This window comes from Neobacillus sp. CF12, from assembly GCF_030348765.1.
In the GTDB taxonomy this organism is placed as follows: Bacteria; Bacillota; Bacilli; order Bacillales; family Cytobacillaceae; genus Neobacillus.
The window spans coordinates 2,333,399-2,350,101 of sequence record NZ_JAUCEU010000007.1 but is presented as its reverse complement, the minus strand read 5'-3'; the positions used below and the strand labels follow the sequence as shown (position 1 = coordinate 2,350,101).

At 36.5% G+C, this 16,703-nt stretch carries 15 protein-coding genes; 12 read left to right on the top strand and 3 right to left on the bottom strand.

What is annotated here, in order from left to right:
- The first annotated feature begins 357 nt into the window (after positions 1-357).
- Both QUG14_RS11030 and pabA read left to right on the top strand, forming a co-directional pair.
- Positions 358-552 carry an IDEAL domain-containing protein gene (locus tag QUG14_RS11030; protein ID WP_289340581.1) on the top strand — a complete coding sequence of 65 codons (195 nt, stop codon included), beginning with the start codon at positions 358-360 and terminating at the stop codon, positions 550-552.
- A gap of 145 nt (positions 553-697) precedes the next feature.
- Complete coding sequence (pabA, locus tag QUG14_RS11025; protein ID WP_289340580.1) at positions 698-1,282, top strand: aminodeoxychorismate/anthranilate synthase component II; 585 nt, start codon at positions 698-700, stop codon at positions 1,280-1,282.
- 229 nt (positions 1,283-1,511) lie between these two features.
- On the opposite strand, the gene QUG14_RS11020 is transcribed toward pabA, so the two are convergent.
- Entirely contained in the window at positions 1,512-2,087 is a 576-nt protein-coding gene (locus QUG14_RS11020; RefSeq protein ID WP_289340579.1) for a hypothetical protein, read from the bottom strand.
- A gap of 301 nt (positions 2,088-2,388) precedes the next feature.
- Between QUG14_RS11020 and QUG14_RS11015 the strand changes: the two genes are divergently transcribed.
- The gene (locus QUG14_RS11015) at positions 2,389-2,991 is read left to right on the top strand and encodes a hypothetical protein (RefSeq protein ID WP_289340577.1); all 603 of its coding nucleotides are present in this window, start codon (positions 2,389-2,391) and stop codon (positions 2,989-2,991) included.
- A gap of 23 nt (positions 2,992-3,014) precedes the next feature.
- Here QUG14_RS11015 and QUG14_RS11010 read toward each other — a convergent pair whose 3' ends face one another.
- Positions 3,015-3,659 carry a YczE/YyaS/YitT family protein gene (locus QUG14_RS11010; protein WP_289340576.1) on the bottom strand — a complete coding sequence of 215 codons (645 nt, stop codon included), beginning with the start codon at positions 3,657-3,659 and terminating at the stop codon, positions 3,015-3,017.
- A gap of 175 nt (positions 3,660-3,834) precedes the next feature.
- Here QUG14_RS11010 and QUG14_RS11005 point away from each other — a divergent pair, with 175 nt between their 5' ends.
- The 7 genes from QUG14_RS11005 to QUG14_RS10975 all read left to right on the top strand — a co-directional run bounded on the left by QUG14_RS11005 (position 3,835) and on the right by QUG14_RS10975 (position 14,579).
- On the top strand, positions 3,835-4,284 hold the full coding sequence (locus QUG14_RS11005; RefSeq protein ID WP_289340575.1) for an SRPBCC family protein: 450 nt from the start codon (positions 3,835-3,837) through the stop codon (positions 4,282-4,284).
- A 143-nt stretch (positions 4,285-4,427) separates the two neighbouring features.
- The gene (gene ppc / locus QUG14_RS11000) at positions 4,428-7,190 is read left to right on the top strand and encodes a phosphoenolpyruvate carboxylase (RefSeq protein ID WP_289340574.1); all 2,763 of its coding nucleotides are present in this window, start codon (positions 4,428-4,430) and stop codon (positions 7,188-7,190) included.
- A gap of 236 nt (positions 7,191-7,426) precedes the next feature.
- Positions 7,427-10,030, top strand: coding sequence for a bifunctional acetaldehyde-CoA/alcohol dehydrogenase (gene adhE, locus QUG14_RS10995; RefSeq protein WP_289340573.1), 2,604 nt, complete (start codon positions 7,427-7,429; stop codon positions 10,028-10,030).
- Positions 10,031-10,292: 262 nt separating this feature from the next.
- Positions 10,293-11,939: a long-chain-fatty-acid--CoA ligase gene (locus QUG14_RS10990; protein ID WP_289340572.1), complete on the top strand. Its 1,647-nt coding sequence runs from the start codon at positions 10,293-10,295 to the stop codon at positions 11,937-11,939.
- Between the two features lie 55 nt (positions 11,940-11,994).
- Complete coding sequence (locus tag QUG14_RS10985; protein WP_289340571.1) at positions 11,995-12,753, top strand: hypothetical protein; 759 nt, start codon at positions 11,995-11,997, stop codon at positions 12,751-12,753.
- Positions 12,754-12,770: 17 nt separating this feature from the next.
- On the top strand, positions 12,771-13,481 hold the full coding sequence (locus tag QUG14_RS10980; protein WP_289340570.1) for a hypothetical protein: 711 nt from the start codon (positions 12,771-12,773) through the stop codon (positions 13,479-13,481).
- A gap of 18 nt (positions 13,482-13,499) precedes the next feature.
- Positions 13,500-14,579 carry an alpha/beta fold hydrolase gene (locus QUG14_RS10975; protein WP_289340569.1) on the top strand — a complete coding sequence of 360 codons (1,080 nt, stop codon included), beginning with the start codon at positions 13,500-13,502 and terminating at the stop codon, positions 14,577-14,579.
- 50 nt (positions 14,580-14,629) lie between these two features.
- Here the strand turns inward: QUG14_RS10975 and QUG14_RS10970 are convergent, their stop codons facing one another.
- On the bottom strand, positions 14,630-15,412 hold the full coding sequence (locus QUG14_RS10970) for an alpha/beta fold hydrolase (RefSeq protein WP_289340568.1): 783 nt from the start codon (positions 15,410-15,412) through the stop codon (positions 14,630-14,632).
- A gap of 147 nt (positions 15,413-15,559) precedes the next feature.
- Between QUG14_RS10970 and phaQ the strand changes: the two genes are divergently transcribed.
- Positions 15,560-15,997: a poly-beta-hydroxybutyrate-responsive repressor gene (phaQ, locus tag QUG14_RS10965; RefSeq protein WP_289340567.1), complete on the top strand. Its 438-nt coding sequence runs from the start codon at positions 15,560-15,562 to the stop codon at positions 15,995-15,997.
- Positions 15,978-16,592, top strand: coding sequence for a hypothetical protein (locus QUG14_RS10960; protein ID WP_289340566.1), 615 nt, complete (start codon positions 15,978-15,980; stop codon positions 16,590-16,592). The genes phaQ and QUG14_RS10960 overlap by 20 nt, the downstream gene beginning before the upstream one ends.
- Positions 16,593-16,703: the final 111 nt, after the last annotated feature.

Sequence of the window (16,703 nt, the reverse complement as noted above, 5' to 3'; positions counted from 1 at the left end):
CCTCGAAAATGCTATCGCATTTTCTTCGTGCGTGGGCGGATTCAAGGATGCAATTTAATGTCCTGCAGGAGGACGGGACAGGGGAGGACCCCGCTTATCACTTGGCCCAAGGAGGCTTCCCCGAACCGCCTGTGGAAAGCGAAGTGCCTCGTGACAGGCAAATACCGCCTGTCACTGCGGTGATTATTCAAAGAAGCTTTCCTTAGTGGAGTGGAAATCAACAGACAAGCATAATAGAGCAAAAATTAATTGATAGAATAAATGGCAAGAAAAAATTTTTTATTGATAATAAATAAAATATTTGAATTTTTAGAAAATTAACTGTATAATAAGAAAAAGCTCAAGGAGTTGATTTCCATGGAAAAGAGATTATTAAATTCACCACAACAAACTGATGAAAACAACGATTCTGTAATTGCTGAGATGTTTTTAAACCACGCCTTGATTGAATTTAGAAGAGAAGTACTCCGTAAGGAAATCGACCTCTCCTTACAAGAAAGAAATAAGGAAGCTTTCCTCCAGTTATCAGAGGAACTAAAGAAAATTTCATAGCAAAAGTTACCTTCAGACTTTAATCTCATATTGGAAGCCCTTTTCTCACTTGAAAGGGCTTCTTTTGTTTTTACATTTCATGTATGATGAAATATAGGTGCTAGTGAATAGCAGTGTAATTGTCTTTGGAAAAGGTGAGTAGACAATGATATTTATGATCGATAATTATGACTCATTTACCTATAATTTGGTTCAATATCTAGGGGAAATAGGGGAAACGTTAATTGTCCAGCGGAACGATACAACTACTTTGGCTGAAATAAAAATGTCACAGCCTGATTTCTTAATGATTTCACCAGGACCAGGCAGTCCTGATGAAGCAGGTATTAGCCTAGAGGCAATCAAAGAATTTTCAGGGAAAATTCCGATTTTGGGTGTATGTCTCGGTCACCAATCTATTGCTCAAGTTTACAAGGGGGATGTTGTCACCGCAGAGCGATTAATGCATGGAAAGACCTCAGAAATATACCATGATGGTAAAACAATCTTTAAAGGGCTGCCAAATCCATTTCCCGCAACGAGGTATCACTCATTAATTGTGAAACGAGAAACACTGCCAGACTGTCTTGAGATTTCGGCTTGGACAAAGAATGGAGAAATTATGGCGTTAAGACATAAAGAGCTTCCAGTTGAAGGAGTTCAGTTTCACCCTGAATCCATATTAACAACATGTGGTAAAGATTTACTAAAAAACTTTGTTCAATACTATGAGAGAATAAGATCTATTTAAATGAAGGCTGTGTTAAAGGAGAATATTGATATTAGAACTCTGTTGATTTGTGCGGAAAGCGCGAGACTCCTGCAGGAGGACGGGACAGGGGAGACCCCGCAGGCGCTTTTAGCTCCGAGGAGGCTTCCCGGACCGCCTGCGGAAAGCGAAGCGCCTGGAGCACAAATCAACAGCCCAGTTTAACACAGCCTAAATGAAAAACAGGTGCCAATGGCACCTGGACCTACTTCTATTTTTCTACTTTTTTATTGTTCATTAAATAAAATGTAACAGGCTGGTCTGATCCAGTCATTAGATTGTAAACATATGAAGAAGTAATTTTATACCCTTCATCAATCTTTTCTGCAAGGTAGTTAGTCCGTTCAAAAAGGATTGAGCGAATATGATTTAATTGACGTGATATTTTCTCTGTCAATGCTTCTTGTTTGTCCAACCGATTTAATACCCCTAGTTGAAATTCTTCTTGTTTATCAATTTTTTCGGATAATTGTTTTTGCAATTCCTCTTGTGTTTTCAATAAATGAATAATTAATTCTTCATATTCATTATGTTTCATATTACTTGTTCTAAGTTCATTTAATTGATCAGTGACTTTATCCCAGTGATTTGCTTGTACCATCTCTTGGTTGAGAAACTGGTGTTTCATTTCATTGATAGCATGAATGAGTGAAACATTTGCCTTTTGCTGTTCGTCTATAACTTCAGTAAGAGAATCCCTCCTCACAAACTTTTGATTTGGCTCAGGTATTTTCTTTTTATTTTTATAGACTGAAGGATGTTTGCCTTTATTAATATATAATCCCATTTATTACACCCCTTTCATCATGAATGTATTATCCTATGCTTGAATTGTTAAATTTGGGAAATTTTTATAAAAAAAACAGGAAAAATGTGTTTCTATGGGGAATTAAATTTAGTACATTATAATCTATGAGCATAAAGAGAATCTCTGTATACGGATAAGTCTAAAGTCTTAGTTGAAAATAATACTCGAGATTGTTCATGCTAGGAGATATGTACTGTATGATAGAAGTAGATGAGATATAATATCAAGGGATAAAGCGAAAAAAATCCCTTCCTATAGAAAAATGAAGGGGGAATATAGGATGAGGAAGGTTTACGTACTTCTTACGGATACTGGGACTGTCTTAACAAAAATGATTAAACTTTATACGAAGAAGCCACATAATCATGCTTCCATTGCACTTGATGATCAATTATGGGATGTTTATAGTTTTGGTCGAAAAAGACCCCGTAATCCTTTCTTAGCTGGCTTTGTTAGAGAAAATATCCGTGGCGGTATTTTCCGGAATGCCGATTGCGCTATCTACTGCTGTACAATCTCGGAAAACCAGTATAATACAATTTGTCAAAAAATTGAGGAGATTGAAAAGAATAAAGGTGAGTACCGCTACAATCTATTAGGTTTGTTTGCTGTTATGTTCAATTTAGAGTTAGACCGCAAAAATGCCTTCTTTTGTTCCCATTTTGTTGCTGCCCTACTTGAAGAGTCTGGGGTGAAAATCAATAAACAAAAGCCGTTGTCGCTCGTTACACCAGATGACATTAAGGAATCATCCTCTTTAGAATTAGTTTATGAAGGAAAATTATCTTCCTACTTTGCTGAAGCAAATGAACATAACATAAATAACTTAGCTACCCAAAATTATTATCGAGATTTTAGTAGTGATAGAGTTGAAGTTATATAGCTGTATTAGAGAAGACGTGTATCCTATAGATACACGTCTTCTCTAATTGGTTTTTTCTTATTTTTATATAGTTCACCCAAACTAGTAAAGAGTACTAAAGATTTTTGGAAAACTGGACTTTGGATTAATGTATATACGAAGGTTGCAATAAATACTGGTCCTCCCAATATAAAACCAATTATTAGCACAAAGCTTTCAACCAGCATACGTGCTTGACTAACAGATAATTTTGTTTTATTTGAAATAGAGAGCATAAAACCATCCCGAGGTCCGGCGCCAAGACCTGCCGCAACATACATACCTCCGCCGATCCCAGCAATTACAATAGCAACGAGTAATATCAAATAATCAATCCAAGAATTTGTAGCCTCAGGTAATATGTTTAACCATAGAAAGAAGTCCATAATGGGTCCAATTAAAAGGGCATTTAGGAAAGTTCCAACGCTAATATATCTTCGAGCCGTAAAAAAGGATATGCTAATCAAGACTAATCCGCATATAACTCCCCAAGTCCCTATGGTAAGTCCAAAATGTTCATACAAGGCTACATTTAAAACCTCCCAGGGGTGTAAACCAACATATTTCACTTTTACTGCAATGGCATTCCCTAAACCGAAAAGTGTTAATCCAATAAAAAATAGTACATACTGAAAGGCTTTCACCAACATTTACCTCCAAACTCAAAAATTGAAATATATAACAGTCAATTAACCTAAATCTTAAAAGATACCAAGTTGATAATCAATCTTTTTGTCTATAAAGTCACCATGAATCATATAAATAAAAAAAAGACCTTCAGAATAATGAAGGTCTTTTACAATTAATAAGAAAGAGGGATACCGAATGCCTAGCGAAATGCAACAAATAGAATTAGCTATCCCCATAAACGTAATCTGGGACTTCGTCAGGGATGCAAATAATTGGGCACCACTCGTTCCAGGATATATCCAACATGAGCAAATAAATGAGACTTTAATTACATGGGAGTTTAAAAGTGACCTTGGTATCATGAAAAAAAAGGTAAGCCTTGTAATTGATATTAAAGAGTGGAATGAACCAACTAGAGTAAGCTTTGAATTAAGGCGGACCAATGAAAAGTATATTGGTGAAGGTTATTTTGAAGCACAAGCACTTAATACGAATAAAACTTTGTTGACTGGATTTCTTGAAATTAATGCCAGTGGGGCATTAGGTTCATTGGCCAATTCATTATTTAAAAATGCAATCCCGAAATCAACAGAAGAAGTGGCAGCAGCTATCTCCTCTAAACTCGAGGAATTTAACCAAAGATAAAAAAATCAACTTACGCAATCCGAATAAATTTCGGGTTGCTTTTTTTAACTATTCTAAAAATTTTTTTTACAGAAGGCTAAAAGATATGTTATATTAATAAATAAAAAATTTAGTCTTTGAACTAGTACAGGGAAGGTGAAAGCATGAGTACAGATTTGAAAGTGAATGACAGCAGTCTTCCACTTCGCCGCGATGTTAAATTACTTGGACAAATACTTGGTGAAATCCTTGTCAGTCATGGGGGAACTGAGCTATTAGATAAAGTAGAAAAAATACGTATTATGTGTAAAACACTTAGGAACCAATATGATCAAGATATTTATTCTGAATTAAAACAAGAGATTACTAACCTCAGCAGCCCAATGAGAAAACAAGTCATACGCGCATTTTCAATGTATTTTCATTTAATCAACATAGCTGAACAAAATCACCGAATTCGGAGAAAGCGACAATACCATTTAGAGGACGATACAATCGTTCAACCCGACTCCATTGAGAGTGCCATTCTTTCTTTAAAGGAAAATAATATCAGCGAAGATATGATTCAAAATGTCTTAAACAAATTGTCCCTTGAGCTGGTTATTACAGCGCATCCTACAGAGGCAGCGAAACGTTCAATTTTGGAAATACAACAACGTATAGCCGCTTTATTAAAGAAACTAGATCATCCTCTCTTAACAAAAAGAGAACGTCGGAAGCTAGAAGAGAGTTTGTTTAATGAAGTAACCATTCTTTGGCAAACAGATGAACTTCGCCATAATAAGCCGACTGTATTGGATGAGGTGAGAAACGGGCTGTATTATTTCGATCAGACCTTGTTTGAAGTTCTTCCTGAAATACACCGTGAAGTCGAAGATTGTTTAGAGAAGAATTACTCAACGAATAAATGGGACGTGCCTAATTTTCTTAAATTTGGTTCTTGGATTGGCGGCGATCGGGATGGCAACCCAAACGTTACTCCTGACGTTACATGGGCAACATTACAAAAGCAGCGTAAGCTTGTCTTAAAGAAATATAAAAACGTCCTTGTCGATTTAATGAAACGTTATAGTCATTCCACAACAAGGGTAGAAGTTAGTACAGAATTAATTCAATCCCTAGACGTTGAAGAGGACAAGTTCCTAACAGATGACATGAAATGGCCAATTAAATCAGAAGTGTATCGCAGAAAATTTGCCATTATTATTGAAAGATTAAAACAAGTGGGCAAATCTGAACTAGGATATCTTTCAGCAGAGGAGTTATTAGAAGATTTATACTTAGTTAAAAGAAGTTTAAATAACCATCATCCTGCAGCACATGAGTTGAAGACAATCCAAAAGTTAATACGTCAGGTACAGCTTTTCGGCTTCCATTTAGCTACACTTGATATTCGCAATCATAGTGGTGAACACGAGGCAGCCATTACAGAAATTTTGCGAAAAGTACGCATTTCTGATAATTATGCAGAGCTTTCAGAAGATGAAAAGGTCAAGCTGCTAGAAAGTATTTTAATGGACCCAAGGCCGCTTCTATTATTAAATGAAGATTATACACCTGAAACACAGCAAATGATTCAGGTATTTCATATGATCAGAAATGCACATAAAGAATTTGGTGCACGCTCGATTTCCGTTTATCTTGTTAGTATGACAAAATCGCCAAGTGATTTACTTGAAGTACTTGTATTAGCAAAAGAGGCAGGTATTTACCGTCTTCATGCCGACGGAACAGTTGAAAGTCAATTAAATGTAGCACCATTACTTGAAACGATTGATGATTTAACAGCTGGTCCAGAAATTATGGAAACTTTGTTCAACATGCCTGTTTATCGAAATCATCTAGAAGTAATGAACAATCAACAGGAGATCATGCTTGGATATTCAGATGGTAGTAAGGATGGCGGTACGTTAACAGCAAATTGGAAGTTATATAAGGCACAGCTTGAAATTCATGAAATGGCCAATAAATATCAAATTGGGTTGAAGTTTTTCCATGGACGAGGGGGATCTCTTGGTCGTGGGGGCGGTCCACTTAATAAAAGTCTACTTTCACAACCGGCTGAAACAATTGGTGATGGAGTGAAAATTACCGAACAAGGTGAAGTGCTGTCTTCGCGTTATTTGCTTGAAGATATTGCTTATCGTAGTTTAGAGCAGGCAACCTCGACCCTTATGCTGGCGACAGCTCATGTTTCAAAAGAGGCAGAACATGGAAACTTGAGGGATGAATCATGGGAATTAGCCATAGAAGAGATTTCTGGCGTTTCTCTAAAGAAATATCAATCACTTGTTTTTGGAGATTCAGACTTCCTAACTTATTTTAATGAAGCAACTCCATTAAGAGAACTTGGGGACTTAAACATTGGTTCTAGACCGATGAGCAGGAAAAACCGCGGTCGATTTGAGGATTTGAGAGCTATTCCTTGGGTGTTTGCTTGGACACAAAGCAGGCAGCTTCTTCCTGCATGGTATGCTGCAGGTACGGGATTAGATAGCTATGCTTCAAAAGGTGAACAAAATCTACAGCAATTGAAGAAGATGTATGAAAAGTGGCCATTTTTCCGCTCAACGATTGATAACCTTCAAATGGCATTGATGAAAGCAGATATCACAACAGCCAAGGAATATTTATCACTAGTGGAAGACCAAAAGATTGCTGAGCGAATTTTTTCTAATATTCTTGAAGAGTACGAAAAAACAAAAGAGGTTCTGCTTAAAATAACAGGTGATAAAGAATTGCTTGATCACACCCCAAACATTAAAGACTCTGTTTATCGAAGAAATCCTTATGTGGATCCTTTGAACTTTTTACAGGTTGAATTAATTAAACAATTAAGAAATCAGGAAGAGCCTTCAGAGGAATTAATCACTGAGGTACTTCTTACAATCAGTGGAATATCAGCTGGATTACGTAATACAGGTTGATTTATTTTAAGAACCGCATCCCTAAATAATGGGGTGCGGTTTTTATGTTCTTTTGAGTGGAATAGGGTAGTATTTGAACATTTTGTGAAACTTTAAAAAATGAATGAATATTCATTCGTTTTTTGGCGTATTTCGACAAAATTTGCATTAATCAACATGATATATTTTAGCCAGTAAAGATTAATGGATTAAAAAGAACATTTCTTCTTGGAAAGATAGATTTGGAGGGATTTGAAATGGCAGTCGAAGAAAGAGTTGTAAACGAGAAACAACATGTTGAAGCAAGTATTGATATCCTCGCTAAAAATGGAGCAAAGGCGTTAGCGGAATATCGCTGCTACAATCAAGAAATTGTGGACGAAATCGTCAAGCAAATGGCCTATACTGCCCTTGAGCACCACAAAGATTTGGCAAAGCTTGCTGTGGAAGAAACACGAAGAGGGGTATATGAAGATAAGGTATTCAAAAATATGTTTGCGACAGAGTTCATCTACAACAACATTAGAGATCTAAAAACAGTTGGAGTAATCAGTGAAAATGAGCATGAGGGGATGGTAGAGATGGCCGAGCCAGTAGGTGTCATAGCTGGTGTTATCCCTATCACGAATCCAACATCCACTGTTATCTTTAAAGCATTGATATCTCTTAAAACTAGGAATCCAATTATCTTTGCCTTTCCGAAATATGCGCAAAAATGCTGTGTTGAAACTGCAAAGCTTCTCAAAGCAGCTGCAATAAAGGCAGGAGCACCCGGGAATTGCATCCAATGGATTGAAATCCCCTCCCACGAAGCATTTCAGACCCTAATGAAACATCCAAAGATTTCTCTCATCCTTGCGACAGGTGGACCTAACTTAGTGAAAGCGGCATATAGTTCAGGAAAACCAGCACTTGGTGTTGGAGCTGGAAATGTTCCTTGTTATATTGAGAAAAGTGCAAATATTAAACGAGCCGTAAATGACATTATTCTATCCAAAACATTTGACAATGGAATGATTTGTGCCTCTGAACAAGCACTTATAATTGACCATGAGATTTATGATGAAGTAAAACGAGAATTGATTGAAAACAATTGTTATTTCTTAAATAATGAAGAAAGACAAATAATTGAAAAGGCTGTTATAGATGAAAAAAGTGCTTCTTTAAATCCACTGATTGTTGGGTTACCCGCCTATATGATTGCAAAAATGGCAGGAGTGAATGTTCCTATAAATACAAAAATATTAATTGTTGAATTAAAAGGTGTAGGTCCGAAATATCCTCTCTCCTGTGAAAAATTGAGCCCTATTCTCGCTTGCTATAAAGTAAATAGTTTGGCTGAAGGGCTGCTGATTGCTGAAGAAACACTTGAATACGGGGGACTTGGCCACTCAGCAGCTATTCATACAGCAAATCAAAATGTGATTGATACCTTTGCCCTTCGAATGAAAGCTGGAAGAATTATGGTTAATACACCATCCACCCATGGTGCGATTGGTGATATCTATAACACATCTTTGCCGTCCTTAACAATTGGGTGCGGAACATATGGAGGGAACTCAGTGTCACAGAATGTCGGCACAGCTAATCTATTAAACATTAAAAAAGTTGCAAAAAGGAGAAACATGACACAATGGTTTAAAGTTCCATCACAAATATTTTTTGAAAAAAACTCCATTCAGGTGCTTTCTTCCATTCCTGGAATTTCGAAAGTTTTTATTGTAACAAGTTCAAGTCAAATGAAAAATGGGTCGATCGATAAAGTGCTTTATCAATTAGAAAAGCATCCTGGCAATATCCAATATGAAGTGCTTTATGATATTGAATCTGAGCCAGACATTGAAGTGGCTAAGAGAGGTGCAGACAGGATGAGAAAATTCCAGCCTGACTGTCTTATTGCTCTGGGAGGCGGCTCTGTCATGGACGCTGTAAAGGCAATGTGGTTATTCTATGAACATCCAAAAGCAGATTTTGATAGTTTAAAGCTAAAATTCTTCGATCCCAGTAAGAGAGTGGTTAAATTTCCTGCCCTTCGTGGTAAGGCAATTCTTGTTGCAATACCAACCACTTCTGGAACAGGTTCTGAGGTAACCTCCTTCTCGGTTATTTCGGATAGAAAAACAAATATCAAATATCCGCTAGCAGATTTTCAACTCACGCCAGATGTGGCTATTGTCGACCCTCAATTTGTTATGAGTGTCCCTAAACATGTTACAGCAGATACGGGGATTGATGTTTTAACACATGCTATTGAGGCATATGTTTCAGTGCTGGCAAATGATTTTACCGATGGGTTAGCATTGAAGGCAATCCAATTAGTATTTGAGTACTTACCAAAGGCTTACCGTAATGGCAATGATGAACTTGCCCGTGAAAAAATGCACAACGCCTCAACCATAGCAGGTATGGCATTTGCTAATTCATTCTTAGGCATTAACCATAGTCTTGCCCATGCACTTGGTGCTGAATTTAGTATCGCACATGGCCGTGCAAACGCCATCATGTTGCCGCATGTGATTCGGTACAATGGACAAAAGCCTAATAAATTTATGACATATCCTAAATATGAACACTTTATTGCTGACCAGCGTTATGCGGAGATTGCAAAAATGCTGGGTCTGCCTGCAGTGACTGCAGAAGAAGGTGTAGAGAGTTTAGTTAAAGCAATCATGAATCTTATTGTTGAATTGGAATTACCAAGAAGTATCGAAGAAACTGGAATATGCAAAGCAGAATTTGAAGAAAAAGTAAATAGATTAGCCGAAAATGCCTTCGATGACCAAGATACGATTGCAAACCCAAAACAACCTCTTGTAACAGAATTGGCGAATATCTACCGACAAGCATATAAAGGTTTTTAAAATGAGAAAGATAGTTTGGAATAACATTAACACTGTAAATAGGTGATTTATAGATTCGAAAATTGTGTGAACAAGAATGAAAATTTCGACATAAATCATCAATCTTCTCTAGATAACCAAATTTACTCGGTATTTTTTTTGTAATTAGAAGTAAAACGTTAGAAAAATGCGGAAATATGTCGATTTGGATGCGTTTACAAAAACCTATTTTAAAACAATAATTTAAGTGGCTAATAACTTGTTGTGATTAGGAGGAGATTTGATGATTTATTCTCAAAAGCCATGGCTAAAGTTTTATGATCCAAGGATTAATAAAGACGTTTCCGTAGACTATGATTCGCTATTCGATCTTTTGCAGCAGGCAGCAACTATTCATGGAGAAAAACCAGCCCTTACTTTTTATGAAAGGTCATGGAGTTACAAAGAGACCAGAGCTATTTCAGAATGGCTTGCTGCATCTTTGTATCGAATTGGCTTCCAAAAGGGAGATAGCTTAGGAATTATGCTGCCTAACTGCCCTCATTATATTTTTAGTTTATTTGCTGTATTCCGATTGGGAGGGATAGCAGTTCAAGTTAATCCGATGTATGTCGAAAGAGAAATTGAATATGCCGTAAATGATTCGGATGCAAAATATATGGTTGTATTCGAGGCATTCTATCAAAAGGTAAAAGAAGTTCAGCCAAAAACATCTTTGGAAAAAATTATTGTAGTTGGTTTTGGCGGAACCAGGGTTAAACTTGCAGAAGGCGATATTTATTTCGATGACTTTTTAACACATGATAATGTGATTCCTGAAATACCAATTAACATAGAAGAGGATGTGGCGATTCTACAATATACCGGTGGAACAACAGGTGTTTCCAAAGGTGTTATGCTCACCCATCAGAATCTCCTTGCGAATATCATTCAAGTTTGTGATTTTACTTATAATGCGGTTGATGAGAAACCAGAAAATTTTAAAATAATCAGCGTTCTCCCAATGTTTCATGTATATGGATTGTCATGTAATGCACTTTCGGCTATCCGAATTGGATGTAATCAATTGATTCTTCCGCGTTTTGATGTAAATGAATTAATTGAGTTAATTAATAAGGAGAAACCGTTCCAGTTGATCGCAGTTCCAACGATGATATTTGCATTAAACAGTCACCCTCAATTGGAAGAAAGTGCAATTAAGGATATCTACTACCTAAGCAGTGGAGGTGCACCACTACCTGTAGAACAGGTGAAATCTTTTGAAAAACGTGTAGGCATAAGACTTGCAGATGGCTACGGGCTTTCAGAAACAGCTCCTTCAGCAATTTCCACACCACCATTTCTTCCTCGTAAACTGGGAAGTGTAGGAATACCAATACCAGGAACGGAAGCGAGAATTGTTAAGGTAACGGAAGAAGGATACGTAAATGTTCCAGTTGGTGAAGCAGGTGAACTGATTCTTCGTGGTCCACAAGTTATGAAGGGTTATTGGAAGCGTCCTAGTGACACGCAACTAGTGATTAGAGACGGATGGCTCTTTACGGGGGATATCGCAAAAATGGATGAAGATGGTTATTTCTATATATTAGATCGTAAAAAGGACATGATTATTGCAAGCGGATACAATGTGTATCCTCGTGAAATTGAAGAAATAATTTACCAACATGTAGCAGTAGAAGAGGCAATTGTCGTTGGAAAACCTGACTCCTATAGAGGAGAAACTGTTAAGGCGTTTGTTAAATTAAAAGCTGGTGCAAGTGTTACACCAGAGCAATTGATAGAATATGCAAAGCAATATTTAGCACCTTATAAAGTTCCAAAAGAGATTGAGTTTCTGTCGGACCTTCCAAAATCATCTGTTGGGAAGCTATTAAGAAGAATGCTTCGTCAAGAAGAAAATGAAAAGGTTTTATCAGAATCAAATTATTAAATATAAAGACGAATTAACTCATTTAAATAGATTAAAAAAAGGAGGAGATAAAGAAATGGCAGAAATAAAGGAAACCAATGTGCAGAAGGAAGAAACACCAAAGACGACTAAAAGGAGACGAAATTCACTGGAGAATCCTGCGGGCGAAAATGAACCTAAGAAAATGGGAGAACAGGAACCTCAGGAAGAGCTAATCCTTGAGGAAGAAGTGAAAATGGCTGAAGGGGAAGAAAGAACTGATACGCAAGACGATCAAGAACAGTTATCTTCCATGGATATTCTTTGGAACCATGCGTTCCGTGAGTTAGATCAATGGGCAAAGCATGCAGATTTTCGAGATGATATTTTCTTAAAAGAAGCAATGTGTTTTGCTGAAAGCATTAAACGAAATCAGGAAAATATTAAATCTGTAAGAGAACAGTTTAGTAGAGAGTTTGCAAATTGGGAAAGAAATGTTAGAGAAGAATTTTTAATGTCGACTACAGTACTGCAGCACATTTTTCCAAAAAGATCTTATGAAGAGATCAATCAGCAGATTGATCAAATTCAAAGTAGAACTACTGCAATTCTAAGAACACCATTACAAATGGCTGTAAGTAATCAAGTGATGGAACAGTATTTTCAAATGATTGAACAATATATTGCTCTCAGAAGAAATGGACGGAAGCAATATATTAAAACATTAAAACAAGCGGGAAATCTTATCTATGAGAGTCAAAAAGGATTTGTAAACCTTTTTACCGGTCAATTCAAAGCATTAATGTTCCCATTAAATAAATATATGGAAAAAGCAGAAGAACTTACAAAATCATAAGAACGAGGATGATAAGGATGGCAAAGGAAAAAATGTATGACCCGTACGAAGGCTTTAAACAAATTAGTGAGATGTGGGAAAAACAAATTAATGGTCTTTTATTTATGGCTGCTGATAATAATGAATTTGTTCGTTTAACCAATGCCGGCTTAGGGATTCACTCTCGTTACATGGAATTTTTAAAGAAGAATCAAGAACTTATGGCTGGAATCATGAATATTCCTACCAAAAAGGATATCGCAAATGTTGCAAATCTATCAATACAAGCTGAGGCGAAAATAGATTTGCTGGAAGAACAGATTTGGAATTTACAGGACAGTCTAGGTCAAATAAATAAAGAGAATCTAGCACTGTTTCAAGAAATGGTTAAGATGGTTAAACAAATGCAGGGAGAATTCCAAAAAAACATACAAGAAGCAGCCGAGTTAAGAAAAATAAAGGATGATTTTCAGGAAATACGCAAAGATCTTGTGGATATAAAAATTATTCAAGTTAACCTTCGCGACGTAAGGGAGGAACTCGAGGAAATAAAAGAATCACAGCAGAAACTAATTGGAATGAATAGCAACGATGAACACAATTCCCTTCACAGTGATATTCAGGAAGTTAAACTCGGATTAGGGCAATTAACAGAAATAAAAAAGGAAATAGCATCCTTGAAGGGGCTTGTGGTAAAAGAAAGTTCAAAAGGAAAGACGAAAGAAAAAGAATTAGTTACACAAGTTTAAAGAAAAGGGGGGAAACTGATGAACGCTCAAGAAATGGCTAAGGACATTATCCCACCCTTTAACCTTGACAAAGATTCAAAACGGTGGGAACAGGTTTACAAAATAATAAATGGACCAAAACCAGAAATCATACCTACTCCTCGAGAATCCGTATGGAAAAAGAATAAATCAACTTTATGGTTTCATCCCGCAAAAGAAAAAAAATATAAAGTTCCATTGTTTTTCGTTTATTCGCTTTTGAATAAATCTTATATTCTTGATATTGGTGAGGGCAGCAGTGTAATTGGCGGTCTTACAGATTTGGGCTATGATGTATATCTTCTTGATTGGGGCTCACCAGGTTATGAGGATAGCAATCTCTCTCTCGATAACTATGTACTCGATTATCTAGAAGTGGCTATAAAACGGGCAATAAGGCATTCAAGGGCAAATGAAATTTCACTTGTTGGATATTGTTTAGGTGGAACAATTTCGGCTATTCTTGCTTCTATTACAGAACTTCCAATAAAAAATCTTGTTCTATCTACGATACCGGTTGATTTTAGTATCGGAATCGTTCCGGCAAAATGGCTGGAGGGACTTCAAAACGGAAGATTAAATTTTGATCAGTTTGCAGATGTTTATGGTGTAATCCCACCTGAAATTATGTATGGAATGTTTAGAGGTCTATCTCCCGTATATATAAGTCCTATGGTTAACTTAATTACACGAGCCTATGATGAGGACTATGTTGAAAAATGGCGTCGAATGGACAAATGGACAAAAGACTCTGCATCATTTTCTGGAGCAGCTTTTAAGCAGCTGTTTAACGATTTATATAAAGAAAACAAGTTGATAAAAGGAGAATTAATGATTGGCGGTAAAAGAGTTGATTTAAACAATATTAAGTGTCCTCTCTTTGTCTTATCTACTTCAAGGGATACACTTGTCTTAGAGCCGCAAAGTCTTCCGGTTATGGAACTTGTTTCAAGTGAAGACAAAACTTATCAGGTAGTAGAAGCAGGTCATGTTTCTCTCGCTTTGACTGGGATATTTGCAGTTTTTGCTGATAAATGGCTCTCATCAAGATCGGAAGAAATTCAACCTGTATATTCATAAAGTACTTTATTTTAAACGGGAAGGACGCCCATCCTTCCCGCTAAAATAAATCAAGCAGCAGCCTTGTGCCGGTTTAAGAACTTTCTTAGCAGAATATTAAACCGGTTTGTTGCTTCTAATTTAGCTAAATGCCCCGAGTTTCTCATAATAATAAATTCAGAATCGGGTATCAGCTTGTGCATACAGTATTGAATCCAAACAGGTAAAACAGAGTCATACTGACACCCGATAATGAGAGTTGGAACTTTTATAGTTGGTAACAAAGAAATATTGTTAACTTGGAAACAAGCTTTTAAAGATTTTAAAAATATGTTGCGCTTTGGCTGAAAATAATGCTTAAAGTGTTTCATATTTTCTTCCGTCCAAGAATATAGGGCCATATGGGCTGCGGTTTCCTTTAGGTCGTCATCAGTTGCAGCAACACCTAACCTCACTTTCTTAAATTTTAATAATGGTTTTCTAAGTTTTTTTGGGAAGAAGTGGAATGTACTGATCAACATGAGAGAACGGACTAGGTGGGGAGCTTGACGATAAATTTCTTGAGCGACTGCACCGCCCATAGACAAGCCTAAAATGTGAGCGTTTTCAATTTTCAACTCGTTTAATAAACTAATAACATCTGATGCGAAATTTGGAATAGTTATCCCTTCTACTTTGGTACATTCACCATGCCCGCGCAAATCCGGTATGATTAACTCATACTGATCCGCTAATTCAAATTGTGAATTCCATCCTTCCTTCACTTCTCCTAAACCATGAATCAGAACTAAAGGTTCACCATTGCCAAAATGCAAATAAGGCATACCCGACGTACTAACTTTCGAGTCTTTCAAATCGACACCACCTTCAAATTTTTATTAATTTTATTACCAAGTTACGAGTATTATAAACGTGATGTTACCCCATAATAACATGTATTTAACAAGTTGACAAAATATTACCGATAGGTGTAAAATACATATAGGTGAGGTGATATAGAAATGGTAAATCAAGACAATCAATCTGTCAATCCTTCAAAAAATTTTGTTCTGCCATTTATTCTATTGCTTCTTAGCAGGATGTCTCTTCACGGATATGAGCTAAGTCAGAAATTACAAACATTTGGTTTTAAAACAATTGATCAAGGCAATCTCTACAGACTGTTAAGACAGTTGGAAAAAGAAGAACTGGTATCATCAGAATGGGATACCAATGGAAGCGGTCCTGCCAAAAGAAGATATTCTATAACAAAAGCTGGTATTACATACTTAAAAGGCTATGCCAATCAACTAGAATCGTACCAATCGATGCTAGACCAATTCTTCAAAATGTATTCAAGTTTCCTTGAGCTCTATATTCCTTCATTTCAAAAGAGGGATCCGATAGAGAAAGAAAACAGTAAAAAGAGGAGGAAAGACGATGGCACAGAAAAAGAGTGAAAGTGTTCTAGCTGTTGAAGAAAAAATGATTCCTACAGCAGAAGAACCTAAAAATGAAGATTTATTTGTAGATACGCTATGGAATCAATATGAACAATCATTGGTACGGACTAGACAAATGCGTGAAAGCCGTGAAGATGCTTATATGAACGCTTTAAGAGAGGTTATTAAGTTTAACAAGCAATATAGAAAATCATTAGGAAACCTCTTTGAGCAAACCAAAAAAACAAACAAAGAAGTGGTTTCTGGACTCATGCAGCAAATGAATGCTCGCAGGGAAGAATTAATGAAAGACGAAGAGAGAGTGGAAGCAGAAATGTTGAATGAAAGGGAGGAGCTTAAACAGCAGTTAAAAGAGGTTTCCCAACAATTAGAAAACCTAGCCCTCACCCCTGTTAAATCAATATTTCAGATTATTGATCAATTAGAGGATAATTTTGAGAAGAGTACTGAAGCCAACATTGCATATGGACGTGAACGTCGAAATGCTTGGCAGCAGGTTACGAATGAATATGTGAAAATGGCAAGAAGTACTCACAATGAAATTGTAAATCGTGGAAAAAACAGTGTGAAGGAACTTTTAAAAGTTAAGTAAGGAATTTCACTTAAATTGATAAGCAGACCAATGATTTAATTGGTCTGCTTTTTCTTGTTAACTGAATGTGCAATGCGGTAGAGATTGATTGAAATATAAATTTAATATTAC